This is a genomic window from Amycolatopsis sp. NPDC003865, from assembly GCF_053605345.1.
This window is the reverse complement of the sequence record NZ_JBSGJA010000001.1, coordinates 738,083-763,185: the sequence shown is the minus strand read 5'-3', so window position 1 is coordinate 763,185 and position 25,103 is coordinate 738,083. Positions and strand designations below refer to the sequence as shown.

Annotated in this window: 19 protein-coding genes and 2 pseudogenes; 10 read left to right on the top strand and 11 right to left on the bottom strand. The window is 69.4% G+C overall.

Going from position 1 to position 25,103, the window contains the following annotated elements; translation table 11 throughout:
- Positions 1-143: 143 nt before the first annotated feature.
- Together ACWEVP_RS03320 and ACWEVP_RS03315 are read right to left on the bottom strand one after the other, a co-directional pair.
- The gene (locus ACWEVP_RS03320) at positions 144-878 is read right to left on the bottom strand and encodes a methyltransferase domain-containing protein (protein WP_452061012.1); all 735 of its coding nucleotides are present in this window, start codon (positions 876-878) and stop codon (positions 144-146) included.
- On the bottom strand, positions 875-2,113 hold the full coding sequence (locus ACWEVP_RS03315) for a glycosyltransferase family 4 protein (RefSeq protein ID WP_452061011.1): 1,239 nt from the start codon (positions 2,111-2,113) through the stop codon (positions 875-877). Before ACWEVP_RS03315 ends, ACWEVP_RS03320 begins: the two co-directional genes overlap by 4 nt.
- Positions 2,114-2,527: 414 nt before the next feature.
- On the opposite strand from ACWEVP_RS03315, the gene ACWEVP_RS03310 reads away from it, so the two are divergent.
- The 7 genes from ACWEVP_RS03310 (at position 2,528) to ACWEVP_RS03280 (ending at position 12,799) form a co-directional block, all read left to right on the top strand.
- Positions 2,528-3,529 carry a DUF3068 domain-containing protein gene (locus ACWEVP_RS03310; protein WP_452061010.1) on the top strand — a complete coding sequence of 334 codons (1,002 nt, stop codon included), beginning with the start codon at positions 2,528-2,530 and terminating at the stop codon, positions 3,527-3,529.
- Positions 3,526-4,275 carry a class I SAM-dependent methyltransferase gene (locus tag ACWEVP_RS03305; RefSeq protein ID WP_452061009.1) on the top strand — a complete coding sequence of 250 codons (750 nt, stop codon included), beginning with the start codon at positions 3,526-3,528 and terminating at the stop codon, positions 4,273-4,275. Before ACWEVP_RS03310 ends, ACWEVP_RS03305 begins: the two co-directional genes overlap by 4 nt.
- Positions 4,276-4,391: 116 nt before the next feature.
- Entirely contained in the window at positions 4,392-8,492 is a 4,101-nt protein-coding gene (locus ACWEVP_RS03300; protein WP_452061008.1) for an alpha-(1->3)-arabinofuranosyltransferase domain-containing protein, read from the top strand.
- Positions 8,489-9,772: a hypothetical protein gene (locus ACWEVP_RS03295; RefSeq protein ID WP_452061007.1), complete on the top strand. Its 1,284-nt coding sequence runs from the start codon at positions 8,489-8,491 to the stop codon at positions 9,770-9,772. Before ACWEVP_RS03300 ends, ACWEVP_RS03295 begins: the two co-directional genes overlap by 4 nt.
- Complete coding sequence (locus tag ACWEVP_RS03290; RefSeq protein ID WP_452061006.1) at positions 9,769-10,029, top strand: Trm112 family protein; 261 nt, start codon at positions 9,769-9,771, stop codon at positions 10,027-10,029. Before ACWEVP_RS03295 ends, ACWEVP_RS03290 begins: the two co-directional genes overlap by 4 nt.
- 596 nt (positions 10,030-10,625) lie before the next feature.
- Entirely contained in the window at positions 10,626-11,612 is a 987-nt protein-coding gene (locus ACWEVP_RS03285) for a zinc-binding dehydrogenase (protein ID WP_452061005.1), read from the top strand.
- On the top strand, positions 11,609-12,799 hold the full coding sequence (locus tag ACWEVP_RS03280; protein ID WP_452061004.1) for a cytochrome P450: 1,191 nt from the start codon (positions 11,609-11,611) through the stop codon (positions 12,797-12,799). Before ACWEVP_RS03285 ends, ACWEVP_RS03280 begins: the two co-directional genes overlap by 4 nt.
- Positions 12,800-12,816: 17 nt before the next feature.
- Here ACWEVP_RS03280 and ACWEVP_RS03275 read toward each other — a convergent pair whose 3' ends face one another.
- Positions 12,817-13,374, bottom strand: a complete 558-nt coding sequence (locus ACWEVP_RS03275; protein ID WP_452061003.1) for a TetR/AcrR family transcriptional regulator — start codon at positions 13,372-13,374, stop codon at positions 12,817-12,819.
- A gap of 61 nt (positions 13,375-13,435) precedes the next feature.
- Between ACWEVP_RS03275 and ACWEVP_RS03270 the strand changes: the two genes are divergently transcribed.
- Complete coding sequence (locus ACWEVP_RS03270) at positions 13,436-14,401, top strand: aldo/keto reductase (RefSeq protein WP_452061002.1); 966 nt, start codon at positions 13,436-13,438, stop codon at positions 14,399-14,401.
- 21 nt (positions 14,402-14,422) lie between these two features.
- A pseudogene (locus ACWEVP_RS03265) lies at positions 14,423-16,042 on the top strand (MDR family MFS transporter); the annotation flags it as partial.
- A gap of 252 nt (positions 16,043-16,294) precedes the next feature.
- Here the strand turns inward: ACWEVP_RS03265 and ACWEVP_RS03260 are convergent.
- From ACWEVP_RS03260 to ACWEVP_RS03235, 6 genes are all read right to left on the bottom strand, one after another.
- Entirely contained in the window at positions 16,295-16,888 is a 594-nt protein-coding gene (locus ACWEVP_RS03260; RefSeq protein WP_452061001.1) for a TetR/AcrR family transcriptional regulator, read from the bottom strand.
- A gap of 114 nt (positions 16,889-17,002) precedes the next feature.
- Positions 17,003-17,827: an SDR family NAD(P)-dependent oxidoreductase gene (locus ACWEVP_RS03255; RefSeq protein ID WP_452061000.1), complete on the bottom strand. Its 825-nt coding sequence runs from the start codon at positions 17,825-17,827 to the stop codon at positions 17,003-17,005.
- A gap of 149 nt (positions 17,828-17,976) precedes the next feature.
- Entirely contained in the window at positions 17,977-18,705 is a 729-nt protein-coding gene (locus ACWEVP_RS03250; RefSeq protein WP_452060999.1) for an SDR family oxidoreductase, read from the bottom strand.
- Positions 18,702-19,472, bottom strand: a complete 771-nt coding sequence (locus tag ACWEVP_RS03245; protein ID WP_452060998.1) for an enoyl-CoA hydratase/isomerase family protein — start codon at positions 19,470-19,472, stop codon at positions 18,702-18,704. Before ACWEVP_RS03245 ends, ACWEVP_RS03250 begins: the two co-directional genes overlap by 4 nt.
- On the bottom strand, positions 19,469-21,094 hold the full coding sequence (locus ACWEVP_RS03240; protein ID WP_452060997.1) for an AMP-binding protein: 1,626 nt from the start codon (positions 21,092-21,094) through the stop codon (positions 19,469-19,471). The genes ACWEVP_RS03245 and ACWEVP_RS03240 overlap by 4 nt, the downstream gene beginning before the upstream one ends.
- On the bottom strand, positions 21,091-21,489 hold the full coding sequence (locus ACWEVP_RS03235) for a hypothetical protein (RefSeq protein WP_452060996.1): 399 nt from the start codon (positions 21,487-21,489) through the stop codon (positions 21,091-21,093). The genes ACWEVP_RS03240 and ACWEVP_RS03235 overlap by 4 nt, the downstream gene beginning before the upstream one ends.
- Before the next feature lie 771 nt (positions 21,490-22,260).
- Between ACWEVP_RS03235 and ACWEVP_RS03230 the strand changes: the two genes are divergently transcribed.
- The gene (locus ACWEVP_RS03230; protein WP_452060995.1) at positions 22,261-22,893 is read left to right on the top strand and encodes a TetR/AcrR family transcriptional regulator; all 633 of its coding nucleotides are present in this window, start codon (positions 22,261-22,263) and stop codon (positions 22,891-22,893) included.
- 817 nt (positions 22,894-23,710) lie between these two features.
- Here the strand turns inward: ACWEVP_RS03230 and ACWEVP_RS03225 are convergent.
- Positions 23,711-24,028: pseudogene (locus ACWEVP_RS03225) on the bottom strand (CorA family divalent cation transporter); the annotation flags it as partial.
- A 251-nt stretch (positions 24,029-24,279) separates the two neighbouring features.
- Positions 24,280-25,095 (bottom strand): hypothetical protein, encoded by an 816-nt coding sequence (locus tag ACWEVP_RS03220; protein WP_452060994.1) that lies wholly within the window; start codon positions 25,093-25,095, stop codon positions 24,280-24,282.
- Positions 25,096-25,103 lie beyond the last annotated feature (8 nt).

Genomic DNA, 25,103 nt, shown 5'->3' with positions numbered 1-25,103 from the left:
GGTGATTGCATCGAGAGAAATAGTCGCGCTGTGCGCAGTCATATGTTGCCAGCACGTTTCCGGGCTGTCAATTGATTTCCAACCAGGCGTGGATTCCGGTCGTCGACCGGGGGAAAATTGATAATTGATGCCAATTTCGCTGTTCAGCTCTGAAGTATCGCGCGCACGAGGAGGATCGACGCCGCAGCCGGCCACGAGCAGAACAGCCGATCAAGACCGCTCAGCAACCTCGGGACGTCGTGGTAACAGGCTCCGAACACCTCGATTCGGACGAAACCGTTCGCGGCGAGGAACCCGACGAGCGCACGCCGGGTGAACATCCTCAGGTGCCCCACCACCGCACGGCCGGGACGTCCGTGGATCCTTCGCAGACTCACCTCGGAAAACACCGGCTGCACGCCCGCGGCCAGCAACGCGCGGTTGTACCAGGCGGCCAGGTTCGGGGTGGACAGCAGCAGGGTTCCGCCCGGCCGCAGTACTCGGCGGACTTCGTCCAGCGCGAAATCGGTGTCGACCAGGTGCTCGATCAGCTCGCTCATGACGACGACGTCCATCGTGGCCGGGCCGAAGGGGAGGCCTGGAGCGTCGACTCCGGCGCCGACGACGTCGAATCCGTGCCTCCGGGCGAGGCTCAGTGCTCGACGGGACCAATCGGCACCGATCACGTGATGGCCGCGGGCGACAGCGGCGACCAGGGCTGTCGCGGCTCCGTCGCCGCAGCCGACGTCCAGGATCCGTCGCTCGGGCTCGGTGCCGTCGAGGACCTCGGCCAGCAGGCGTGCCTGCCGCCGCGCTCGGTCCGGGCCGGAGCTGATCGGTACGGTGGGCCTCTCGTAAAAGCCGCGCAACGGGCCGGGGAGGCTTTGCTCGCCCGTCACCGTGGAACCGTCCCCGAGATCGCTTCCTCGACGACGGACTCGAACCGGTCGACGGCCGAGCTCCAGCGCAACCTGGAGGCGAAATTCCGGGCTGCGGCGCCCATTCGCTGCCGGCGAGCGGTGTCCAGTGCCAGAGAGGCCCAGGCTGCCGCGAACTCGCCGCCGGTGCGGGTGAGCACTCCCGTCCGCCCGTCGAGAACCGAGTCGCGCAGGCCGGGTACGTCGAATGCGACAGTCGGCGTGGCCTGCGCTGCGGCCTCGGCCACGACAATGCCCCATCCTTCGACGAGCGCGGGATGAACCAGCAACCAGGACGCGGCCAGCAACCGCTGCTTGTCCAGCTCCGGGAGGTAGCCGGTGATGGTGACACCGTCGCCGGCCAGGCGCTCGAGCCGGGCGCGATCGGGACCGTCGCCGGCGATCACCAGTTCGCCGCCGGTCACCAGGCGGACCCGTTCCCACAGCCGCAGCAGCAGGTCCAGCCGCTTGTACTCGGCGAGGCGGCCGAGCGCGAGGAACAGCGGAGTGGGAGAGCGCGGATACCGCCGGCCCGGTGGCTCGACCCCGTTGTGGAGGATGCGGATGCGATCGGGGCGGACACCGATGGCCGTCAGGGCGGCCGAGCTCGACTCGGAGACGGTGAGGAACAGGTTGCCGGCGTGGACGCGCGGCATCAAAACCCCTTCGGCGTACCGGCCGATGGCGGCGAGCGGCGGCGGGTACCGCAACGACCACAGGTCCGTGTGCACGTGGTTGACCAGGCACACCGCCGGCTTGTTCGACCACAGCGGCGTCAGGTAGGGCAGGCCGTTGCAGACTTCGACCACGACGTCGCATCGGTCGGCGAGCCGCCGGTAGGCCAGCGGGGCGACGACGAACTGACTGAGCTTCCCGCCGGCGCGGACCACCCGGTAAGGCCGGGTCTCGGCCGTGCCGCCGCACAGCAACGTCACTTCGTGGCCGCGGGCCGCCATGCCCCGCGCCAGCCGGTCCACGAGCACCTCGGAACCGCCGGCCCGAGAGTGGGACAGGTCCCGGCCGGCGACGATGACCACACGCCGCTGTGTCCGCGGCGACGGCGGTGCGCAGATCGAAGCTGGGCGTCCGACCGTGGGCGATTTGTCCGAATTTGCGACGAGCGCTGACTCGACCATGTGTCCCCATCTATTCACGGAGTCCGGATCGGCGTTGTCATCGAAGCAGTAAAAAGAGTCCGGATCGACGTTGTTCTTCACCGGAAATGCCAATCCGAGCGGTGCTCTGCGGACTCGGTCATAGGCTTCCGTAGGTGAATAGCGGCGCATTCACGGGCTTCGGCGATCCGTTCGCGGACGTCACCACGAGCAGAGATGTTGCCAGTGCCAGCAGGCATCCGAGCAGGGCGGCGAGTACTGCTCGCGTCGGCCATCGCGTCATCGGAACATGATCCTTTCGGGGTGGGTCGTTCTCGAATACCTGCGCGGATTCGCGCTGGCGGTATTTTCGGATCCACCTGAACATCCGCCTTGACATCGTGTCAAGGCGCGACCTAAATTGCATCCACTCAAGCTGTGGCCGCCGAGTCCGATCAGGGCACCGGAATCCCGAGGCGGCAACCGTCCCCGCGACCACGAGGTCGTGCAGCCATGTCAGCGACGACAGGAAGTGCGATGTTGCGCCGTTTCCGACGCGCGGCCGGGCACCCGCGGACCGCCTTCACCCTGGTCCTCCTCGGAGCGTTCTGCCTCGCCATGGCACCCCTCGTGCCCTGGTACGTGCTTCCCCGGCTCGAGCAGTCCCCGGCGGACATCAACGCCACCAGCACCCAGATCGCCACCGGCAGCGTCTTCGACGGCACCGGGCTGAAGGGACCGAGCAAGTTCACCATCACCGTCCGGCTGGTCGGGCAGGTCGACGCCGGCCAGCCGGACGGAGTCGCGGTCTGGGACATCTCGACCCAGGTCGACACCCCGGGCACTGCCGGCTTCCACGACCCCCGGATGGCGATGAACTGGATGGTCGAGCGCTACGTGTTCGACCGGCACACGAACCTGCCAGTGCACTGCTGCGGCGAGACCCCCGCTCACGAAGGCAACGCCTACCTGAAGTTCCCCTTCCACGTCACCAAGGGCACCTACCAGTATTGGAACCCTTTCGTGAAGAAGGCGCACCCGGTCACCTACGCCGGCGACGTGACCCTCGAGGGCCACACGCTGTACAAGTTCGTCGGCAGCGTCCCGCCGACCAAGATCGGCACCCTCGACGTGCCGGGCGCACTCGCCGGTCTGAAGGACCAGCCGGGAATGGTGCACCTGGACACCTACTACCGCGACGACGGCGGCGAGATGCTCGTCGACCCCGTATCGGGCAGCCCGATCTCGGTCACCCAGCGGTCGACGACCACGGCCCGGTTGCCCGGCGGTACCACCGACCTGCTGACACTGTCCACCTTGACGGTCGCGCCGTCCCCCGAGGCCGTGCATGCCACATTGGCTCAGGCTGTCGAAGGTGATCAGTTGCTGGAAGTGGCCGGGACGGACGTGCCCGTGGTCTTGCTGGTGACCGGGATCGTCCTCGCGGCGCTGGGTGTTGTGCAGACCGTCCGCGGTGCACGCCGGACCCGAGCCGCCGACCGCGTCGAGCGGCCGGAACCGGTGGCGGCCAGCTCGTGACGACGCTGCCTGAGCGCATCTCGCGGCAGACCGGTCTGCGGCGCTCACTCTCGTTGTACCGCGCTTTCCGCGAAGAACAGACGCGACCCGAGCGGTTCTACGCTCTGCTCGCGGAAGACACCGCTCACCAACTGTCGGAGTACACGTCGCTCGCGGGGTACACGGTGCTGGACGTGGGCGGCGGCGCCGGCTACTTCGGCACCGCCATGCGGGCACGGGGAGCCGAGTACTACCTCGTCGAGCCCGACCGGCGCGAGCTGGCCGCGGCCGGGACGGCGGCACCGGGCACGATCATCGCCGACGGCTACTGGCTGCCGTTCGGTGACAGCACGGTCGACCTCTGCTTCTCCTCCAACGTACTGGAACACGTGCCGGACGCGGGCGGCTTCCTCGACGAGATGGTCCGGGTCACCAAGCCAGGCGGGATCGTCTACGTCTCGTTCACGAACTGGCTTTCGCCATGGGGCGGTCACGAGACATCGCCGTGGCACTACCTGGGCGGCGGGTACGCCGCGCGGCGCTACACCCGCAGGCGGGGCCGGCCGCCCAAAAACCTTTTCCGGCACACGTTGTTCCCGCTCCACATCGGGCAGGTGCTGAAGCTGGTGTCCGGGCGGCACGACACGGACCTGCTCGACGCGCGGCCGCGGTACCACCCACGGCCGGCCCGGATCCTGCTGCGCGTCCCCGGACTGCGTGAACTGCTCACCTGGAACCTCGTACTGGTCCTCCGAAAGACGAAGTGAGAGCGCGTGCGATGACCATGCCGACTACGCCGCTGAGCGCGGTGATCGAACCCGATGACCCCCCGAAGCGGCCGCCGCGAGCAGACGCGACGGGACCGATTGGCGACGCTTCGCGGGTGGCGAGCCGGTGGTGGCTGATCGGCGTCTGGGCGCTGATGTTCGTCCTGTTCGCGGCGGGCAGCCCCGGGAAGACGACGTTCGACACGAAGCTCGGGGTGAACGTCGACCCGGCCGGGTTCTACGCGCAGCTCGGGCACCTGTGGAATCCCTTGCAGTGGTTCGGGGGTGTCCAGAACCAGGCCATCGGCTACGCGTTTCCGATGGGTGCGTTCTCGTGGCTCGGCCAGGTGGTGCACCTGCCCGTCTGGCTCACCGAACGGTTGTGGATGTCCCTCCTGGTGGCCGCCGGGTTCTGGGGTCTGGTCCGGCTCGCCGAGACGCTGCGGGTCGGGAACCCGGCGACCCGGTTGCTCGCTGGCGCCGTGTTCGCGCTGTGGCCGACCTACACCATCCTGGTCGGCTCGACTTCCGCCGCGGTGCTTCCCGGCCTGCTCGCCGCGTGGGCGGTGCGGCCCCTGGTTCGTGGTGCCCGCGCAGGGTCCGTCCCGCTCGCCGCTTGCCGGTCGGGCGTCGCGGTGCTGTTCATGGGCGGGGTCAACGCCGCGTCCACGATCGCGGCCCTGGTGCTCCCCGTGTGCTTCCTCCTCACACGGAAACGGGACCGGCGGCTGCTGTCGCTCGCGCTCTGGTGGGTGTTCGCGGTGGTGCTGGCCACGGCGTGGTGGGCGCTCCCGCTGGTGCTGCAGGCCGCGTACGGTTTCGACTTCCTGCCGTTCATCGAGCAGGCCGCCAACACCACCCAGACCACGTCGGCGGCCGCCGTCCTGCGTGGTAGCGGCAACTGGGTGGCCTATCTGCACTTCGGCAACGCCTGGCTCGCGGCCGGTTGGGCGGTGGTGTCCACGCCGCTGCTCATCGGCGCGTCCGCCGTCGCGGCGGCCGTGGGACTGGCCGGACTTGCCCGGCGCGATCTGCCGGAGGGCAGGTGGTTGCGGCTGTCCGCCGGTCTCGCCGCGCTCGTGCTGCTGGTCGGGTACGCCGGGCCGGCGGGCGGCTTGTTCGGCACCGCGGTGCAGCACTGGCTCGACGGCGCGCTCGCGCCCTTCCGCAACGTCTACAAGTTCGAGCCGGTGCTCGCGGTGGCTACGGCCCTCGGCATCGCCCACGCCCTGGTCCGGCGGCTGGTGGCCCGACGGGTGCGAGCCCGCCGGGCCGTGGTGGGCCGGGTCTTCGCGGTTCTGGTGGCCGCGGCCGTCCTCATCGGACTCGGCCAGCCGTACCTGACCGGGCGAGTGCTGCAGTCCGGCTCGTTCGCCGCCCTGCCGTCCTACTGGCACGACGCCGCGGACTTCCTGGCCGAGCGTTCCCCGAACTCGCCGGCTCTGGTGACCCCGGCCGATTCCCACGGCACCTACACCTGGGGCACCCCGGTCGACGAGCCCCTCGAAGCCCTGGCGAAGTCGCCGTGGGTCCAGCGCACACTCGTGCCGTACTCCGGTGCGGGCTCGCAGGTGATGGTGCGGGCCGCCGAAGACGCCTTGGAATCAGGCAGTCCGCAACCGGGACTCGCGGCCTACCTCGCGCGCGCCGGCGTGCACTACGTCGTCGTCCGCAACGACCTGGACCCGACCCAGCTGGACTACGTCTCGCCGGACGTGATCCACGAAACGCTGCTGCTGTCCGGCTTCACGCGCGCTGCCTCGTTCGGGCCGGAGACCACCGGCGGCTACGCCGGCTCCGGGGAGCCGGCGACCGTGGCCGCGCTGCTGCGCCAGTACCCGGCTGTCGAAGTCTTCGAGGCTCGAGGCGCGGCGGCCGGCGGCCCGGTGGTGGCGCGCTCGGCGGAGTCCGCGGTGCAGGTCGACGGTGATCCGGGTTCGCTGCTGCAGCTGGCCAACCAGGGGGTCCTCGGCGACCGGGCGGTGGTCATGAACGGCGATGCCGGTCCGGTGGATCGGCCGGCCACCGAGGTGCTCACCGACGGGATGCGGCGGCGGGACACGGCGTTCGGCCTGATCCGGGACAACCTGTCCTACACCTACACCGCCGGGGAGACCAATCCGCCGGACGATCCGCACGGCGCGGGCGGTGCGGAACCCCGGCAGCTGGTACCGGACTACGCGGACGGGCATCAGACCGTCGCCGAGCTGGGCGGTGCCGCCGCGGTGACCGCGTCGTCCTACGGGTCGTGGCTGTGGCGGACGCCCCAGTACGACCCGGTGAACGCCTTCGATGGCGACCCGGCGACGGCGTGGACGTCGGGAACACCCGCCGGGGCGACGGGGCAGTGGCTGCGGATCGACTTCCAACACCCCACGGACCTCCCGGCCGCGGTGCCGGTCCGGCTGCTCGACGACAGCACGCTCCGACCGCTGATCCAGCGCGCCGTCGTCACCACCGACAGCGGGAGCGCCACGACCGAGTTGGCCGCCACCGGGGCCTCGCAACCGCTCCGCGTGCCCGCCGGACGCGCGTCGTGGCTGCGCATCACCATCGACCGCACCGCCGGCGGCGTGGCCGGACTGGGTGCGGGCATCCGGGACATCGCGATTGCGGGGGTGAAGGTGACCCGGTACCTGCACGCCGCGGGGGCCGGTACCCCCGCCGTCATCTCCTTCCACCGGGACGCGACATCGCCGTGGCCGCTCGGCGGTGGCCAGCCGGAGCCGCAGCTCGCGCGGACGTTCGACACGGGCTCGGCCGAGAACGTGGTCGCGACGGCGACAGCGGTCGCCACCCCTGGAGCCGCCCTGGACGCGCTGCTCGAACGCACCCCCGCGGCGAAGCCGGCGGTACAGGCCTCGGCCAGCTCGAGCTGGGGCGCGCTGCCCCAGTTCCGCGCGGCGAACCTAGTCGACGGCAACTGGCGGACGCCGTGGGTGGCCGGAGGCCCGGACCCGGTCGTCCACCTGAGCTGGTCCGGGGCGCGGAGAATCGACGAACTGGCGATCGTGCCCGCGAGCGGCGTCACCGCGACACCGACCAAGATCCGGATCGCCGGTACCGACGGCACCCGCGAGGTCGCCGTACCCAACACCAGCACGACGCCCGTCCCGTCCACCGGCGACGTGAAGTTCCCGGCGCTGACGACGGACCACCTGGACATCAGCTTCCCGGAGCTGTCAGCGGCCTCGACGGGCGGCGCAGCTCTCGGCCCGGTCGCGCCGCCGGCGGTGGGCGTGGCGGAGCTGTACGTCCCGGCGCTGGCCGACCTGATCAGCGCGCGCCAGGACACCGGCACACCGGTCGACCTGCCCTGCGGCCAGGGCCCGGACCTGGTGGTCGACGGCCACACCTACCCGACCTCGGCGAAGACCACGACCACGGACCTGACGGACTTCCGGCCGATCGTCCTCGGCGTCTGCGCGGACGAGGGCACTCTCCCGCTTGCCGCCGGGCGGCACGTGCTGTCGTCGGCGGGCGGGCCCGGGCCACTGGTGATGACGGACCTGACCCTCAGCACCGTCGCGGCGGCGGCCGGAAAGGACGCCTCCGAGTCCGCTGGACGCAGTGTGGGTGTGCTCTCTTGGGGACCGGAGCGCCGTCAGGTCGCCGTCAGCGCGGGCACGACGTCGTACCTGCAGGTGCACGAGGCGTTCAACAGCGGGTGGACGGCGAGCCTCGACGGCAAGCCGCTCACCCCGGTGGAACTCGACGGGTGGCAGCAGGGCTTCGTCCTGCCGGAGGGATCCGGCGGAACCGTGACGCTGTCCTTCCCGCCCGGCACGGTGTACCGCGTGGCCCTCGTGGTCGCGGGCGCCGCGGTGGTGGGGCTGATCCTGGCCGCGCTGGTCGAGGGTATCCGGCGCCGCCGGCAGGCTCCGGCACGGATCGTGGACACCGAAGCCGGGGCGGGCCGGAGTGGTGTGTGGGCGGCTCTCGTCGCCGTGACCGCGTTGCTCGTCGTGGTCGGCGGTTTCGCCGCCGTTCTCGTGCCGATCCTCGCCGCTCTGGCGTATGTCAAGCCGCGGTGGATGCCGATCGTCGCCGCTGTCGCGATGCTCGGTGCGGGCGCGTTCGCCGTCGCCGGCGTCGCGTGGCACGGAGTGGCACTCGGCGACGGCTCGTTCGGCGGTCCGGCCCAGGTACTCGCGCTCGCCGCGCTCGCGGCCGCCCTCACGCCGCACTTGCCTCGCCGTGGGAGCGTGCGGTCTTGAGCGGTGGCGCGGTCCGGGTGCCGTTCACGCTCGTCGACGAGCTCGGGTGCTGGCTGGACCGGCCGGACGAGCCGAACTGCGTCCTCCTCGAGGCGGAAGTCGCCGGCCGGCTGGACTCGGCGCGGCTGCGCGAGGCGGTGGCAGCGGCACTCGCTGCCCATCCGCTCGCCCGGGCTCGCCGGGCTCGGCATCGCAGCTGGCACCGCCGGCTGGAGTGGGAGATCCTGGACCGGCCGGACACGGCGCTCCGGCTGATCCGATGGCGGACGCCGGAGGAGCTGGCCGGGCTGCGGGAATCGATCTTGTCCGGTGCGCCGCCGCTGGAGTCCACCGTGGTCGAAGTCCGGCACGCCGTGGGCCCGAGCCGGGACGTCGTGTTCCTCAGCGCGCACCACGCGGCACTGGACGGCATGTCGTGCCTGCGCCTGCTGCGGTCGGTGGCGCGCCGGTACGCCGGCCGGCCGGACCCGGTGCCAGCCGACCCATTGGCCGTGCGCCTGCCGCAGTCCGGCGGTGACCGGTCGCCGACGAGCCAGCTGCGGCGCCCGGCGCGGATCGCGGCCGATCGCGACCGGTCGCGGCCCGGGTACGGGTGCGCACACGTCGTCGTACCTTGCCGTTCCTCCACCGCGCCGGGGCCGCAAACAGTCAACGACGTCCTGATCGTCGCACTGGCCATGACGATCGCCGCGTGGAACCAAGCACACGCCGTCGCGGGCGGGAAGCTGCGCATCACGATGCCGATCAACGCCCGGGAGCTGGGGCCGGACGACGAGCCGCTGGGCAACCTCTGTCGGCTGGCCGGCATCGACGTCGACGTCCGCGACGGTCCACAGCAGACACTTCGCGACGTCGCCAGTCAGACCGTGCGGGCCAAGAATCGCGGCGGGCCGCAGCTCGACCCGGTGACGTCGGCGTTGGCCTCGGCCTGGGGCCCGGTCGATGTGCGGTCGCGGGTGGTACGCCTCTCTCACCGGCTGGGCGCTCGTCGGCTCAGCGATACCTCGCTGGTGTCGAACCTCGGCATCTCCCGCGAGCCGCTCGATTTCGGCCCCGGTGCCCGGATCGCCGGTTTGTGGTTCTCGACGCCAGCGCCGATGCCTCGCGGGTTGTCCCTCGGCGCGATCACCGTGCGGCGCGAGCTGCACCTCTGCTTCCGCTACCGGCTCGCGTTGTTCGACGAAGCAGCGGCGAATCGCTTCGTGCGTTTGTTCGGCACGGCTTTGACGACCATCGGTGACTCGCGCCTGGGCGCACTGTCCACGAAGGAACCTCGGTGACCCTCGACGAACGCCTCCTCCGCGTGCTGGCCTGCCCGATCGACAAGGGTGCTCTGCTCTATTTCGCGGCCGATGAACTCCTGTACAACCCTCGGATCCGTCGTCTCTACCACGTGGAGTCGGGCATCCCGTTGATGCGCGCCGACCAGGCCCAGCCCGTTGACGAAGACCGGCACCTTCAGCTGTTGTCACGGGCCCGCGCAGAGGCTCTGGTGTCGTTGGATGTGCCGATCACGCAGTTCGGCTGGGCGGAGTGATTGGGATGGCTGCACAAGAACTCACGGCGAGGCGACGTCCGGCCATCTGCTGGTGGTGATGGTCGTGGCGAAGCCGGAGATCAACTTGACCGACGGTTCGCTGCGTGACTGGGGCAGCTGAGGATCGCCGGCTACAAGATCCCGGCTCGGCTCGTGGTCGTCGACCGGCTGCCGACCGCGGCGACTGGAAAGCTCTCCCCGGCAGCGGCGAGGGAACAGTACTCGTCAGGTGCCGAATGACCGGAATCGCCGAATTGGTCGACCGGGCGCGTGGGGCGGCGTCACGCGATCGCGAAGCTGTTGTCGGTGGTGGGGGCGACAGCGTGTCGCGCCGCTCTCGCGCTGGGAGGTGCCCAGCCGCTGTGGGTCTGCTGCACAACCACTAACTCCGGCAGGTTGGGCACGCGCCAAGCCCCGACAACGAGGTCTTCTCGCCCGGGATGAGACATCGACATCTCATAGTGAGTCGCCTGCAACTCGCTGATCGTGTACCGTTGCGCCTATCTGGTAGTTGACTAACAGATAGTGCTCGGCGTTGCCGATGTGAAGGGAGGAAGGGGCCTGCCCCTGGGAGGGCATCGCGCCCCTGACTGGCGATGAAAGCGATCTGGTTGACCGAGTTCGGGGATCCGTCGGTGCTGGTCGCCGGGGATGCCCCGGATCCGGAGCCTGGTGAAGACCAGGTTCTGGTGGAGGTGGAAGCGGCGAGCGTGCTGTTCGCAGAGACTCAGGCACGAGCCGGGCGCTCGATGGCCCCGTTCCCGCTGCCGGCCCCGCCGTTCGTGCCCGGCAACAGCGTCGGCGGCGTGGTCACCGCGGCCGGTCCGCACGTCGAGCCGGGCCTGGTGGGACAGCGGGTGGTCGGTTCGACGGGCGGGATGGGCGGCTACGCGGAGAAGGCGGTGCTGGCCGCGACCGGGGTGATCTTGGTTCCGGTGGGAGTTTCCACCAGAGACGCTGTGGCGTTGCTGGACGACGGCCGCACGGCGATGGGCTTCTTCCGGCTCGTCGAACCGAAGCCGGGGGAGTGGGTGCTGGTCGAGGCCGCGGCCGGCGGGCTCGGCAGCCTGCTGGTGCAGCTCGCCGTGAACGCCGGTGCTCGCGTCATCGGTGCCGTCGGCAGCGAGACCAAGCTGGACACGGTCCGGGCGGCGGGCGTGGAGGCGGTGAACTATACGCAGCCCGGCTGGATCGAGCGGGTGCGCGAGCTGACGGGCGGTGCGGCGGTGGACGTGGTGTTCGACGGCGTGGGTGGTGAGATCGGCGCGGCGGCGACGTCGCTGGTCTCCTCCGGCGGGCGGTTCATGGTGCACGGCGCGGCCAGCGGCGTGTACACGGACGTCACGGAACTCGAGGCGCGGGGTGTCACGGTCCTCGGGATCCCGCAGATGGTGGCCGAACTCGGTCCGATCATGGGCGAGCTGGGGACGGCCACGCTGGAGGAAGCTGCGGCCGGGCGGCTGCGGCCGGTGATCGGCCAGACCTTCCCGCTGGAGCGCGCCGCCGATGCCCACGCCGCCATCGAGGCCAGGACCACGGTTGGCAAGACGCTGCTTCTGGTACGGGACAAGGAGTCGGAATGACGGAGACACCGCAGCTGCCGCTGGAGATGCGGCGCAACGGTTTGACCCCGGTCGAGGAGCTGGGCCGGGTGCGGGAAGAGGAGGGTGTGCTGCGGCAGCCGACGGTGTTCGGGGAGTCCGCGTACCTGATCCTTCGGTACGAGGACGTCCGGGAGGTGTTCTCGGACGCCGACCGGTTCAGCAGCGCCTTCGACGGGCCTCCTGACACCGCGGATCTGGGCGCGGAGGAGCAGGCCAGGCTCCAGGCCGGACAGTTGATCGGGTTCGATCCGCCCGAGCACACGCGGTTGCGGCGGATGCTGACTCCGGAGTTCACGGTGCGGCGGATGCGCCGGCTGGAGCCGCGGATCACCGAGATCGTGGAGTCCGCTTTGGACGATCTCGAGAAGGCGGGGAAGCCGGCGGACCTGGTGGCGCACTTCGCGTTGCCGGTGCCGTCGCTGGTGATTTGCGAGCTGCTGGGCGTGCCGTATGCCGACCGGGCCGAGTTCCAGGACCGTTCCGCGCGCATGCTCGACCTCTCAGCCCCCGTCGCGGACCGCAATGCGGCGAGGCTGGAGGACCGGGCCTACATGGCAAGGCTGGTCGCCCGCGCACAGGCCGACCCGGGCGAGGACATGCTGGGAATGCTGGTGCGCGAGCACGGCCACGACCTGTCCACCGACGAGCTGATCGGCATCGCGAGCCTGCTCCTGCTGGCCGGGCACGAGACGACGTCGAACATGCTCGGCGTGGGCACCTTGACCCTGTTGCAGCACCCGGATCAGCTGGCGCTGATGCGCGACGACCCGGCGCTGGTCGAGCCCGCGGTGGAGGAGCTGTTGCGCTGGTTGTCCATCGTGCCGTCGCTGATCCGCACGACGACCACCGACGTGCAGATCGGTGGGCACACCATCCCCGCGGGCTCGCTAGTGGCTCCCTCGCCGCTGGCCGCCAACCGCGACCGCGCCTTCATCGACGATCCCGACGTCCTTGACATCACCCGTGGCGGCGCCGGTCATGTCGCTTTCGGTCACGGAGTGCACCACTGCCTGGGGGCGCCACTGGCGCGGATGGAGCTGCGCGTCGCGTTTCCGGCGTTGCTCAAGCGTTTTCCCGGGCTCGCACTAGCCGAGCCGGACACCGCGCCTCCGTTCCGGATCTTCAACCCGGTGTACGGAGTGGCCTCGCTGCGCGTGACCTGGTGAGAGGCGGGGCCACGGCACTAGCCGGGTTTCCGGGCGCCGTCGAGGAAAATGTTCACGGCTGCCTCGGTGGCTTCCTCAGGTGTCGTGGCCTCGTCGACGGTGAGCCAGAAGGCACGCTCCACGATCGCGGAGAACAACGCGAACAGGACGTCTTCGCGCAGGTCGCTGCGGAGGACCTGGTCCCGGACGCCGCGGGCGAGGACTTCGCGGACGGGCTTGGCCGTGCGTTCGACGTCGGCTCGGTCGCAGTACCCGTCGGCCTGTCTGAGTACGGCCGCGTATTTGCCGCCGTTGCGCAGGAAGACCGCGATGATCCGGGTCAGCGCTCGGGCGGCCGGCAGCTCGTCGAGGTTCGCGGCGGCGAAGGCCGCGTCGAGTTCGGCGATCCCGGCCTCGGCGAGACTGCGCAGCAGCGAATCCCGCGTGGGGAAGTGGCGGTAGAGCGTCGCGCGTCCCACACCGGCCTCGTCGGCGATTTCCGCGATCCCCGCGTCCGGCCGTCGGCCCAATGCTCGGGCCGCGGCCTCGAGGATCGCCGACCGGGTGCGCTGCATGCCCGCGTCCGATTTCGCCATCTAACCATGCTAACGCCTCACGACGAGACATAGAAATCTCATAAGGGAGTACATGGATCTCATGGCTTCGCGACAGCTCGGGCGCACCGACATCCGCGTCTCGCCCATCGGCCTGGGCGGTTCCCAGTTCTCCGCCGGTGGCATCAGCACGTTCTACGTGACGCTGGCTCAGGCGGAGGTCGACGCCATCGTCAAGGCGGCCCTGGATGGCGGTGTTTCCTGGTTCGACACGGCCGAGGGCTACGGGGCGGGCCGGTCGGAACGCAGTCTCGCCGCTGGCCTTCGCCACGCCGGGATGACACCGGACGAAGTCACCGTCTCCACCAAGTGGACGCCGCTTGGCCGGGCCGCGTCCAACCTCGAGCGCACCATCGGCGACCGGACCGGCAATCTGGCGCCCTTCCGCGTCGACCTGCACCAGATCCACACCGGCTACGGCAGCCTCTCCCCGATCCGCGCCCAGATGCAGGCCATGGCGCGGCTGGCCGACTCGGGCAAGATCCGCTCGGTCGGCGTCAGCAACTTCTCCGCTCGGCAGCTGAAGATCGCGCACGGGGAGCTGGCGAAACACGGAATACCGCTGGCGAGCAACCAGGTCCAGATCAACCTGCTGCACCGCAAGATCGAGACCAACGGCGTCCTCGAGACCGCCCGCGAACTCGGCATCACGCTGATCGCCTATGTCCCGCTGCGCAGCGGGATGCTGACCGGGAAGTTCCACGCCGACCGCGAACTGGCCGCCGGGCTGCCGCGCCTGCGCCGGATGATGGCCGGGATCTCGCCGAAAAGCCTGGACCGCACCACGCCGTTGATCGACGGGCTGCGCGAGATCGCCGGCACGCACCAGGCCACGGTCGGCCAGGTCGCGCTGGCCTGGCTGATCACCCACTACGGCGACACTGTTGTCGCCACGCCCGGCGCCTCCCGGCCGCGCCATGCCGAAGAGGCTGCCGGAGCCATGAAAGTCGCCCTGAGCGAGGACGAGACCGGGCTGCTGGCCGAACTGTCCACAAGAGTCACCCGCTGACCTGACCACAAAGGATTTCCCATGACGACCTCCGACCAACGGTCCGGGAGAGGCGCACAAGCCGAGCCGGGATCCGATCTCTCCCACCGGCAGATCGTGACGATCCTGTCCGGGCTGATGGTGGGCATGTTCCTCGGCTCGCTGGACCAGACCATCGTCTCCACCGCGATCGTGCGCATCGCCAACGACCTCAACGGCTACGACCTGCAGGCGTGGGCCACGACCGCGTACCTGATCACCGCAACGATCGCGACGCCCTTGTACGGCAAGCTCTCCGACATCTACGGGCGCAAACCGATCTACCTGATCTCCATCGGCATCTTCGTGCTCGGCTCGCTGGCCGCCATGTTCTCCAACTCCATGTACCTGCTGGCCGTCTGGCGGGCGGTACAGGGCCTCGGTGGGGGTGGCCTGATGTCGCTGGGCATGACCATTCTCGCCGACATCGTGCCGCCCCGGCAGCTCGGCCGCTACCAGGGCTACTTCATGGCCGTCTTCGGCGTCTCCACCGTGCTCGGCCCGGTGCTGGGCGGATTCTTCTCCGGCCTGGACAGCCTCGCCGGCGTCGACGGCTGGCGCTGGATCTTCCTGATCAACGTCCCACTGGGCGCCGTCGCGATGGTCGTCGTGGCCAAAGTCCTCAACCTCCCGCGCCAGCAGCAGGAGCACCGCATCGACTGGTGGGGGTCACTCGCGCTCGCGATCTGCGTCGTCCCGCTGCTGCTGGTCGCCCAGCAAGGCCGTGGCTGGGGCTGGGGATCGGCCGAAGCCATTCTTTGCTACGCGATCGCCGGCACGGGCCTGATCCTCTTCCTGGTCATCGAACACCGGATGAAGGACGCCGCGGTCATCCCGCTGCGGCTGTTCAAGAGCGGCACCTTCAGCGTCGCGATCGGCGGCGGCGTGATCCTCGGCGTGTCGATGTTCGGCGGCATCACCCTCATCCCGCAGTACCTGCAGGTCGTGCGGGAGTATTCGCCCACCGCGTCCGGGCTGCTCATGGTGCCGATGATGCTCGGCATCATGATCGGCACGATGATCTCCGGACGGATCACCGACCGGACCGGCCGCTACAAGGTCCTGCCGCTGGCCGGCACCTTGATCGTCGCGCTCGGGATGCTGCTGTTCGCGCAGGTGCACTACGACAGCCCGCTCTGGCAGGTCATGCTCGCCATGCTGGTGGTCGGGGTCGGTCTCGGCGGCTGCATGCAGACGCTGGTCATCGCCGTGCAGAACGCGGTGCCCCGGCGCGACATGGGCGCCTCGACGGCGTCGGCGAACTTCTTCCGCCAGATCGGCGGCACCCTCGGCGTCACGTTCTTCCTGACCATCCTGCTCAACACCCTGCCCGGCAAGATCACCGAGGCCTTCGGCGGGAACCTCCCACCGGGCATGGCCGGTGGACAGCTCGCCGGCCTGCAGTCCAACACCAGTGTCATCGGTTCCCTGCCCGAGGCGGTCAAGGTGCCGATCCTGACCGGCTTCACAAACTCGCTGCACGTCGTCTTCTACGTCGCCGCCGGCGCCGCGGTACTGGCCTTCATCGTCCTGCTGTTCATGCGCGAAATCCCGCTGGCCGGTGCACCCTTGCCGCCTCCGATCGAAGGCGGCGAAGCCTTGCTCGTCGACGACCGGGAAACCGGCGGCCCCGAGCCGGATCAGACCGAACGGCAACCGGAACCCGGCACGGCGACGACCACGACAGGAGACAACGGCCCGCAGCGACTTCCATGAGCCTCATTCCGTCGCGCGTCAGGCACGGTCGCGACCCGTGACCGTGCCCAGGACCGGGACTAGGAACAGGATCGCCAACTTGCGCGGACTCGAGTCCGGGCGGCAACACCGCTCGCGGCCGTCGCCTGGCCTCTTTGAGCGCCTTCCCGTCCACAGTGATCAGCGCAGGTGGGCAGGGGGAGGGGAGAAGTCGTGGGGTGAGGGCTGGGGAAGAGTGGTAGGTGCGGGGCGGAGTCCGTCGATGAGCAGGGTGAGGTAGCGGCGGCGATCCGCGCCGCCGGGGTCGGCGGGGTGTGTAGTGGCCATCGCCATGATGATCACCGCGGTCACGTCGCGGACCTGCAGTTCGGGGCGGACCACGCCGGCGTCGATGGCGCGGCGGAGCACGGGCTCGACGGAGTTCAGGAAGCGTTGCGCACTGTCGGAGGCGAACGCCGTGAACTCGAAGGCGAGGGAGTTGATCACCGGGCGCCGGGCGATCACCTCGATGACGGCTTCGAGCACGCCGGCGAGATCGCGGAACGGGTCGTCGGTGTGCACCGCCGCCTTGGGTTCGATCTCGGTGGCGAGGACGTGGTCGAAGACGGCCTGCACGAGGTGGTCGCGCGTGCGGAAGCGCCGGTAGAGCGTCATCGCGCTCACGTCCGCGCGGGTGGCGATTTCCTCGAGGGTCACCTCGGGCCCGACCTCTTCGAACGCTTCGACCGCGGCGCCGACGATCCGTTCGTAGTTGCGGACGGCGTCAGCTCGCACAGTGACCTCTCACCAGGTGGTACTTTCGAGCAGGAGGCTTGCCTTGTCGCTTGACTCGGCGTATCCCATATTCACAGGTTTTCACAGCTATGGAGGCTCAGCCGCGTCGGGCGGTCATCGGCCGATCGAGCCGACCAGGTCTGCGGTCGCCCTGTGCAGGCGCTCGGCGTTCGCGGGATCGAAGGCAGGACCGGCGATCGGAAACGGCTTGTCCTGGTTGAACACCGTCAGGGCCGCGGCGGGGCGGTTGTCGATCAGCTTGATCATCGGGGCGATCGCCTTGGCGACCGGAGCGGCGAACAGCCGGGTCAGTCCCTTGTAGAGGGTGCGCATGGGCTGGGTCATCGATTCGCCCATCCCGGTGGCGACGAAGCCCGGGCCGTAGACGACGTAGCGGGTGCGAGCGTCCGGATGGATCTGGGTGAAAGACCTACCCAGGAGGTCGTTGCGGCGTGCCGTCTGCGTCGCGGCGCGCATGCTGCTGTAGCCCGTGCGCATTTGCAGGTCGTCCCAGCGCATCTTCCCCGGGGCGCCGGGGGCGGCGATGTTCAGTACCAGGGGTGCGTCCGCCCTCTCCAACCGGTCGAACAGGTGATGGCCGAGCAGGTATCGGCTGAGGTAGCCGAGTGCGAAGGTGGACTCCAGTCCGTCCGCGGTCTCGACGCGTTCACTCCGGAACCGCTGGGCGGCGAGGACCAGAACGTCGATCACCTCAGGCATCCGGTCGACGACCTCGCGTACGCCTGCCGTGGTGCTGAGATCGGCCTGTACAAAAGTAGCGCGCTCGGCCGCGCCGAGGTCGGCCGCCGCCGCGAGGAACCGGGCGCCCTTGCTGTCGCTGCTGCCCACTGCGATCACCCGGTCACCTCGCTCCAGGTAGTGCAGGCCCAGCCCACGGCCCATGCCGTCGGTGCCTCCCGTGATGACGAATGTGCGCATGGTTCTCCTGGTGATTGTCGATCGACCTCAGGCTCGGCGGGCAACTCCGACGCTACCAGATAAGTGAAAGACTACTAACACTTATCCTCATCGAACAACGTTTCGTTCCAGCCGTGTCCAGCCGGCCTGTCTCACCGTCCGGCTTGAGATCAGCGGATCGACGAGCCGATGGAGATGCCGCCGTCGACGTCCAGGACGACGCCGGTGATGTAGCCGGCAGCGTCGCTGGCGAGGAATGCCGCGGCTTCCGCGATGTCCTCGGGCCGGCCGGTGTGACGCATCGGGATCTTGCCCGTGAGTTTTTCGCGGGCGGGGCCGTTCATCGAGGCGAGCATCGGGGTCTCGATGAGGCCGGGCGCGATGGCGTTCGCGGTGATGCCGTGGCGGGCGCCTTCGAGGGCGAGGGTGCGGGTCAGGCCGACGATGCCGGCCTTGGCGGCGACGTAGTTGGCCTGCCCGAAGTTGCCGCGCCACGACATGGACGAGAAGCTGACGATGCGCCCGTAGCCCTGCTGCTTCATGGGTCCGAAGGCGGCGCGTGCGCAGTGGAAGCTGCCGGTGAGGCTCACGTCGAGCACGGCGCGCCAGTCGTCGTCGGTGACGTCCTCGACCCGGTTGTCGCGGATGATGCCGGCGTTGTTGACCAGCACGTCGAGGCGGCCGAACTCCGCGACGACGGCCGCGATCCAGACGTTGACCTGGGCGGAGTCGGTCACGTCGACGACGTCGGCCCGGAGTCCGGTGCCGGCCAGGGCCGCGCCGTTGACGTCGGCCAGCGCGACGGTGGCGCCTTCGGCGGCGAACCGGGTCGCCATGGCGAGGCCGAGGCCCTGGGCGCCGCCGGTGATGGCGACGACGCGGCCGGGGTAGCGGTTCATCGGTGGTCTCCGGTCTCGAGGAAGCCGCGCAGGGCGTCGGCCACCGAGCTGGCCGGCCAGTTGCCGGCGAAGGTGGCGAGCTCCTCGCGCAGGGCGGGTTCGGGCGCGACGCCGTCGATGCGGTGCAGCAGCGTCTTGAGCCGGTGCTGGGCCGGGCTGCTGCGGTCGGCCAGCTGACGGCAGATGCGGTCGGCCGTGGCGGGCAGGTCCGCTTCGGGCACGATCGCGCGGAGCCAGCCGGTGCCGGCGAACGCGGTCGCGGGCAGCAGCTCGCCGGTGAGCAGCAGCCAGCGCGACAGCCCGCGCCCGACCGCGGCGGGCAGCCGGACGCTGGAGCCGCCTGCCGGGACGAGCCGGCGGGCGAGGTGCCCGTCGCCGATGAGCGTCGTGTCGGCGGCGACCACGACGTCACAGGCCAGTGCGAGTTCGAGGCCACCGGCGACGGCGTGGCCGTGCAGCACGGCGACCCAGGGTTTCGCGGCGGCCGCGATCCGGCTGAAGCAGGCCGAGACGTCGGCCAGGAACCCGACCGGGTTCTCCCCCCGGTCGTGCAGCTGGAGGAACTGGTGGAAGTCCCCGCCGGCGCAGAAGCTCGGCCCGGTGCCCGCCACCGCGACGACCGCGGTGGCGGGATCGGCCTCGGTGCTGGTGATCTGCTTGTCCAGGGCTTCGATCAGGGTGACGTCGAGGGCGTTGCGCCGCTCGGGCCGGTTGAGCCGCAGCCACCGGACGGCGCCGCGCTGCTCGACGAGCAGGGGTTCGGTCACGGTGTCCCCGCGGTGAGTTCGGCCCGCCGTCGGCGCAGCAGGTAGCGCTGCGTCTTGCCGCTGGGTGTCTTGGGCAGGGCGTCGATGAAGTGGAGGGTGCGCGGGTAGGCGTGCGCGGCGTAGCGGGTCTTGACGAACTGCTGGAGCTCGGTGGCCAGCGCGGGCGAGGCGTCGTGGCCGTCGCGAAGGACGACGTAGGCCTCGATGACTTCGCCGCGCACGTCGTCGGGGACGCCGATGACGCTGCACTCGGCGACGGCCGGGTGTTGCGCGAGGACGCTCTCGATTTCGAACGGCCCGATGCGGTACCCGGCCATGATGATGACGTCGTCGTCGCGGGACGAGAAGAAAAAGTCGCCGTCGGCATCGAACCGCCCGGCGTCGCCGGTCAGGTACCAACGGCCGTCCGCGGTGAACTTGCCCTCGCTCTGCGCGGGAATCTGGTAGTCGCGAAAGGTCATCAGCGGGCTCGCGGCGACGTCGATCGCGACCCGGCCGAGCACGCCCGGTTCGACGGGCTCGTCCTTGTCGTCGGCCAGGACGGTGAGGCTCCAGCCGGGTATCGGCCGGCCCATCGATCCCGCCTTCAGGGGACGGGCGAGTTCCGGGTGGTGGTGGTTGGCCAGCGGCATGCCGACCTCGGTCTGGCCGAAGTGGTCGTGCACGGCGAGCCCGAGCGCGTTCGCCGCCCAGCCGTTGACTTCCGGGGTCAGCGGCTCCCCCGCGCTGGACGCGCGTTCCAGGCGCAGCCCCGGCGGCACGGGCACCGACGAGGAGCGCAGTCCCCGGTACACCGTCGGCGCGGCGGTGAAGTCGGTTACTCCGTGGTCGAGGAGGGTGCGCCAGGTCGTCTCGACGGAGAACCCGCCGGCCAGCAGCAGGCTCGGGATGCCGGCGGCCAGCGGCGCGACGATCGCCGAGTACAACCCGTAGGCCCAGCCGGGGTCCGCGGCGCACCAGTAGCTGCTCGCCTGGGTGACGCCGAGGGCGTACTCCAGGTAGATCTGCCAGCCGGCGACGTAGGAGACGGGGTGGATCACGCCCTTGGGCTTGCCGGTGGTGCCGGAGGTGAACATGTGTACCAGGGGGCCGTCCCCGCTCGTGGTGACCGCGGGCACGGGCTCCGCCGACGCCGCCGCGACGCGATCCGCGAGCGACCCGACCCCGGTTCCGGTGACGATGACGCGGCGCTCGGGGTCGTGCGGCAGGTCCGGGCCCGGGTCGAGTTTCAGACGCTGGTCGGGGTCGACGACCACGACGCGCGCGCCGGAGCCCTCCAGCCGCAGGGCGATGGCCTGGGGCGCGAACGCGGTGAACAGCGGGACGTAGACCGCGCCGAGCCGCCAGATCGCGAGGATCAGGGTGACCAGGTCGGCGCTCTTGCCCATCAGGGTCGCCACCCGGTCACCGGAGCCGACGCCCAGCTCTTGCAGGGCCCGCGCGTACCGGTGCGACTTCGCGGCCAGTTCGCCGAAGGACACAGTGGACGCCGCACCGGCGGCATCGACGACGGTGAAGGCGACGCGGTCGTCGGGATGCCGGTCGCACAGCATCCACGCCACGTCGAGGACCGGAGCCGTGAATTGGGCCTTCAGCTCGGCGACCCGGTCGGCGGCGCTCACGGCTGGTCCCTGCGGTCGATGATCGGCAGGACGAGCCGGCTGGGGTGCTCCGGCCCGTGGTGGACGTGGTCGATCGCGGGCACCAAGTCCGCTTTGGACTTGCGGGCGATGAGGCCGCCGGTGGTGGTGTTGCGGTCGTAGCGCGGGAAGTTGCTGCTGGAGCCGTCGAGGCGGACGGCGATCGAGGCGAGGGTGCCCTCGCCTTCGGTGCAATCGGCCGTGTGCGGAACGAACTCGTCTTCCGGGCGCTGGTTACCTCGGCAGTCCTGCACCACCAGCGGATATCCAGCCTTCAGGAAGGTGGGCCTGACCGACTGGGTGATGCCCATGACGTCTTTGCCGTGCGGGATGCGCATGAGCAGCGTCGCTCTCTCTATCTTGTGCGCGTGTGGCATGACGGTGCTCCTTGGTGAGCTTGCGAACCGGAGATCTTGGGTACATTAGGCGGAACGAATGTACCCTGTCAATGTACCGACGTGGGTGCACTTAGTCGACGCCTGCAGGCAGAAGTGGACCCGGGTATTCGTTGACTCGTCTGTCGCTTCCCTTGCTAGGGCGCCGTGACGGTCGGCTTTGGTGTCGCCACGTCGCGCAGCAACGGCGCATGATCCGGCTGGTTGGTCGAGTTTGTTTGCGTCGACGACCGTCGGAGGGCGACACCTGCGCCGGCTCGACCTCCGTCGTCGAAAATGCATTGGCCGGACACGGTCTGGTCGTGCGCGTGTCGCGGACGTTGTGCCCGGCCGCGGTCAGCCGGCCGCCTATGGGTCCGGCTTGCGCCCGTTGACCACGCTCGGCGAGCCACTCGCCATGTCGTAGTCGTCCTGGGCGTCGATCGGCTGGAACGAGGACGGGTAGTCGCCCCGGAACTTCGGGGTCCGCGCACTTCAATGGCGGGCGAGGCGGCGGGTCACGCTTCTTATGCCGGGCACCTGCGGAATGGGAAGTCGGGTCGCGGTGTACGGAGTGAAACCATGCGACCTCCTCGTCGCACTGAACGGACACTCTTGGACAGAGCCGAGGACGTCGACACCAGCAAAGTTCGGCCGCCATGCGACCCTGCAGCCCAACCTCAGGATACGATATAAAGTACATATGTACCCGGCATCGTCAAGCCTCCCTGCCGGTATCTTGCTTCGTGCCACTCCGTACTCAAGGGGACACAGATGGTAGCGACGTCCGCGACGAGCTTGGCATCTCGGCGGGCAAGAGCGGATCGGCGCCGTCACGTCGACGATGCGCGTCGTGAGGAACTTGTCGGTTGGCTCGAAAAACTGATCCTCTCGGAGGGGTTCAGGCAGCTCACGATGGACGAATTAGCGTCCAGGCTGCAGTGTTCGAAGTCCACGCTTTACGCGGTTGCCGCCGGCAAGAACCAGGCTGTTCTTATCGCGCTCAAGCACTTCTTCCGGGAAGCCGCGGCGCGTATCGAGCAGCGCGTCGCCACGATCACCGACCCGGCGGAAAGAATCGCTATTTACCTTGCTTCGGTGGGCGAGGAAATGTGCAAAATGTCTCAGCAGTGTCACATCGACATGGTCGCCGATGACGCCACTTTCGAAATCTGGGCACTCAACGCCCGTGCGTCCGCGCAACGCGTCCGCGAGTTCATCCGTGAGGGCGTCGAGTCTGGTCAGTTCCGTGCCGTGCACGCAGCGTTCGTCGGCGAATCGGTGACCCTGCTCGTCGACGGCATCCAGCATGGCGAACTCCTCGAACGGACCGGGCTCACCTCGGGCGAGGCCTACGCCGAACTGAGTGAAGTCGTCCTAGCCGCGCTCACCAACACCACACGATGATGGTCGCGCCGGGAGTTGCGGGATCCGACACTGCGGCAAATGCTGGCGATCAGCTCGTCAATGTTGCTCAGGGCGGCGATCTTGAGCGCCGTAACTACAGATGGGCTGGCTTCGGGTGGTCGGCGTCGTGGCTCCACGATGGGTGAGGATCTCGGAGGCCGCGCTGGATTGGATGAGCTTCTCCGTCGAATATCCCCCGAAGAATGCGCAGGCGTACACATGGGAGCGTCTGGCCGTCATCCTGAGTGGGCTACCTTGGCTTCCGTTCGAAGGGTTTGCCGCGGACACGTCAGGTTTGCTGCAAGAGTTGAGCTCCCTGGACTCGGTGACTGTATAACGACGTATAGCGCTGGCCATGTGGCGCTCGTCGAACGTGTGTTCTAGGTTGGCTGCGTTGACGTCGGGGCCTGTCCGGTGAACCTAGGGGGAGCTGTGGCGCGGTTGTTGTCCGAGCGAGCCATTGGTCGCGCTTGGAGGGTGGGCGACAGCAATCTTGCCTGGGAGATCGGCGGCTATGACCTGGCCCGGTTCGAACTTCATGTCCTGGATGAGCGCGTTGTCGGCACGCCGGATGGGAGACCGAGCCCGGTGTCGGGTGATTGACCGTCGCCGGTTCCGGCGCAAAAGGCACGCGCCGTCGCGCAGGTTCGTGACTCGGGAGCGGCCGTGGGTGCGGCAGCTGGGACCGCCGCACCTACGGGCTTCAGGGTCGCTGCCTTGTCTTGCTGTCTTGGCGTAGCTCGCCGGGCGAGCACCACCGCGACCGCCACGATGCCCCGGCCCGCGCGCGGCGGGCACACGGCGCCTGAGCCGGGTACAACCAGTCGTTGCGGCGGAAGGTCCGGTACACCACCGCGCAGATGAGCAGGACCACGCCCATTACGACCGGGTAGCCGAAGTCCCAGTGCAGCTCGGGCATGTAGTCGAAATTCATGCCGTAGATCCCGACGCCCATGGTCGGTACGGCGATGATCGCCGCCCACGCGATGATCTTGCGCATGTCGTTGTTCTGCTGCAGCGACACCTTCGCCAGCGTCGCGTTCGCCAGCGTGGTGAGCAGCTCGTCGAACCTCGCGACCGGGTCGTTGACGATGGTCAGGTGGTTGAGGACGTCCCGGAAGTAAGAGCGGACCTCGATGTCACGAGTCGACAACCTTCCCAGGAGGCGGTAGGCGAAGGGTTGGTCCTGGTTGTCCGTTCTCCGGCCGCCGGGACTCTGACCGGTCAGGTCGAACTGGACTTGGACGGCAGCCGGTGGCCCAGTCTTTCCGAGCCAGGATCGCGATGAGCCGGACCGCACCACCGTGCGTCCGTCGCGGTGGCGAGGACCTCACGCGGTGAGCGACGGAGCACTCAGGAACCGGCCGTCGAGGACCCTTCGTCTGCTCAAGAGTTCTGAGCGGTGGTCATGGAGCTCCGGTGGGTCAGCCACTGATCGGCGGCGTTGCGAATCTCGAGCTTCCACGGCTGGGGGTCATTGCCGGCGATCTGGGTCCAGAGCCCGGCGCTGACGGCAACGAAGGTGTCCAGGCTGTCCGCCGATGTGTGGCTCCAGGCCGTCAGCGTGCTTGCCCATGCTTCTGCGGCGGCGGGGGTGTGGCCTTCGGCGATGAGCCAGAGTGCGGCGCAGGCGGGGTCGATCCAGGCGGCGCCGAGTGTCGGCCAAGCCCAGTCGACGAGCCAGGCGCGGCCGTCGCTGATGAGGATGTTGTTGGGGTTGAGGTCGGTGTGCAGGAGGTGATCGCCGGCGAGCAGGGCCACGTCGGTGTCGTCGGCCAGGCCGGCCCAGCGTTGCTCGATCCGGGGCAGCGGCAGGTTCGGCGGCTCCAGTTCGCCGAGCTGGGCGAGGGTGCACGCCACGGCGGCGAGATCGTGGGAGCCGGGGGAGAGGTCGGCCGCGCGGCCGGTGAGGTAGCCGAACCCGAGCAGGTCCCAGCCTGCAACGTCAAGGTGCCAGCGCAGCGGCGGCGCGATACCGGCCAGATGCGGAACGATCGCGGCTTCGCGGTGCTGCCCGCCGACACGGGGATGGTCGCTGGACAGTCCCTTCACGAACATCGCTGCGTCAGCGGTATGCACTACGGCCGCGAACGTGGAGTTAAGCCCACTGGAGACCGGCTCGACGCGATGGATCTCGCCGACTTTGGTCTCGATCGCGGCGCGGGCCGCGGGTGGGAGGGTGACGCGGTCGCGGGTGCCCATCGAGGCGG

Bases quoted from the DNA above. Each gene is read 5' to 3' on its own strand.
- ACWEVP_RS03310 (WP_452061010.1), top strand. From the start codon at position 2,528: ATGTTGCGCCGTTTCCGACGCGCGGCCGGGCACCCGCGGACCGCCTTC.
- ACWEVP_RS03230 (WP_452060995.1), top strand. From the start codon at position 22,261: ATGGTAGCGACGTCCGCGACGAGCTTGGCATCTCGGCGGGCAAGAGCG.
- ACWEVP_RS03275 (WP_452061003.1), bottom strand. From the start codon at position 13,374: ATGGCGAAATCGGACGCGGGCATGCAGCGCACCCGGTCGGCGATCCTC.
- ACWEVP_RS03250 (WP_452060999.1), bottom strand. From the start codon at position 18,705: ATGAACCGCTACCCCGGCCGCGTCGTCGCCATCACCGGCGGCGCCCAG.
- ACWEVP_RS03255 (WP_452061000.1), bottom strand. From the start codon at position 17,827: ATGCGCACATTCGTCATCACGGGAGGCACCGACGGCATGGGCCGTGGG.
- ACWEVP_RS03285 (WP_452061005.1), top strand. From the start codon at position 10,626: ATGAAAGCGATCTGGTTGACCGAGTTCGGGGATCCGTCGGTGCTGGTC.
- ACWEVP_RS03235 (WP_452060996.1), bottom strand. From the start codon at position 21,489: ATGCCACACGCGCACAAGATAGAGAGAGCGACGCTGCTCATGCGCATC.
- ACWEVP_RS03220 (WP_452060994.1), bottom strand. From the start codon at position 25,095: ATGGGCACCCGCGACCGCGTCACCCTCCCACCCGCGGCCCGCGCCGCG.
- ACWEVP_RS03280 (WP_452061004.1), top strand. From the start codon at position 11,609: ATGACGGAGACACCGCAGCTGCCGCTGGAGATGCGGCGCAACGGTTTG.
- ACWEVP_RS03270 (WP_452061002.1), top strand. From the start codon at position 13,436: ATGGCTTCGCGACAGCTCGGGCGCACCGACATCCGCGTCTCGCCCATC.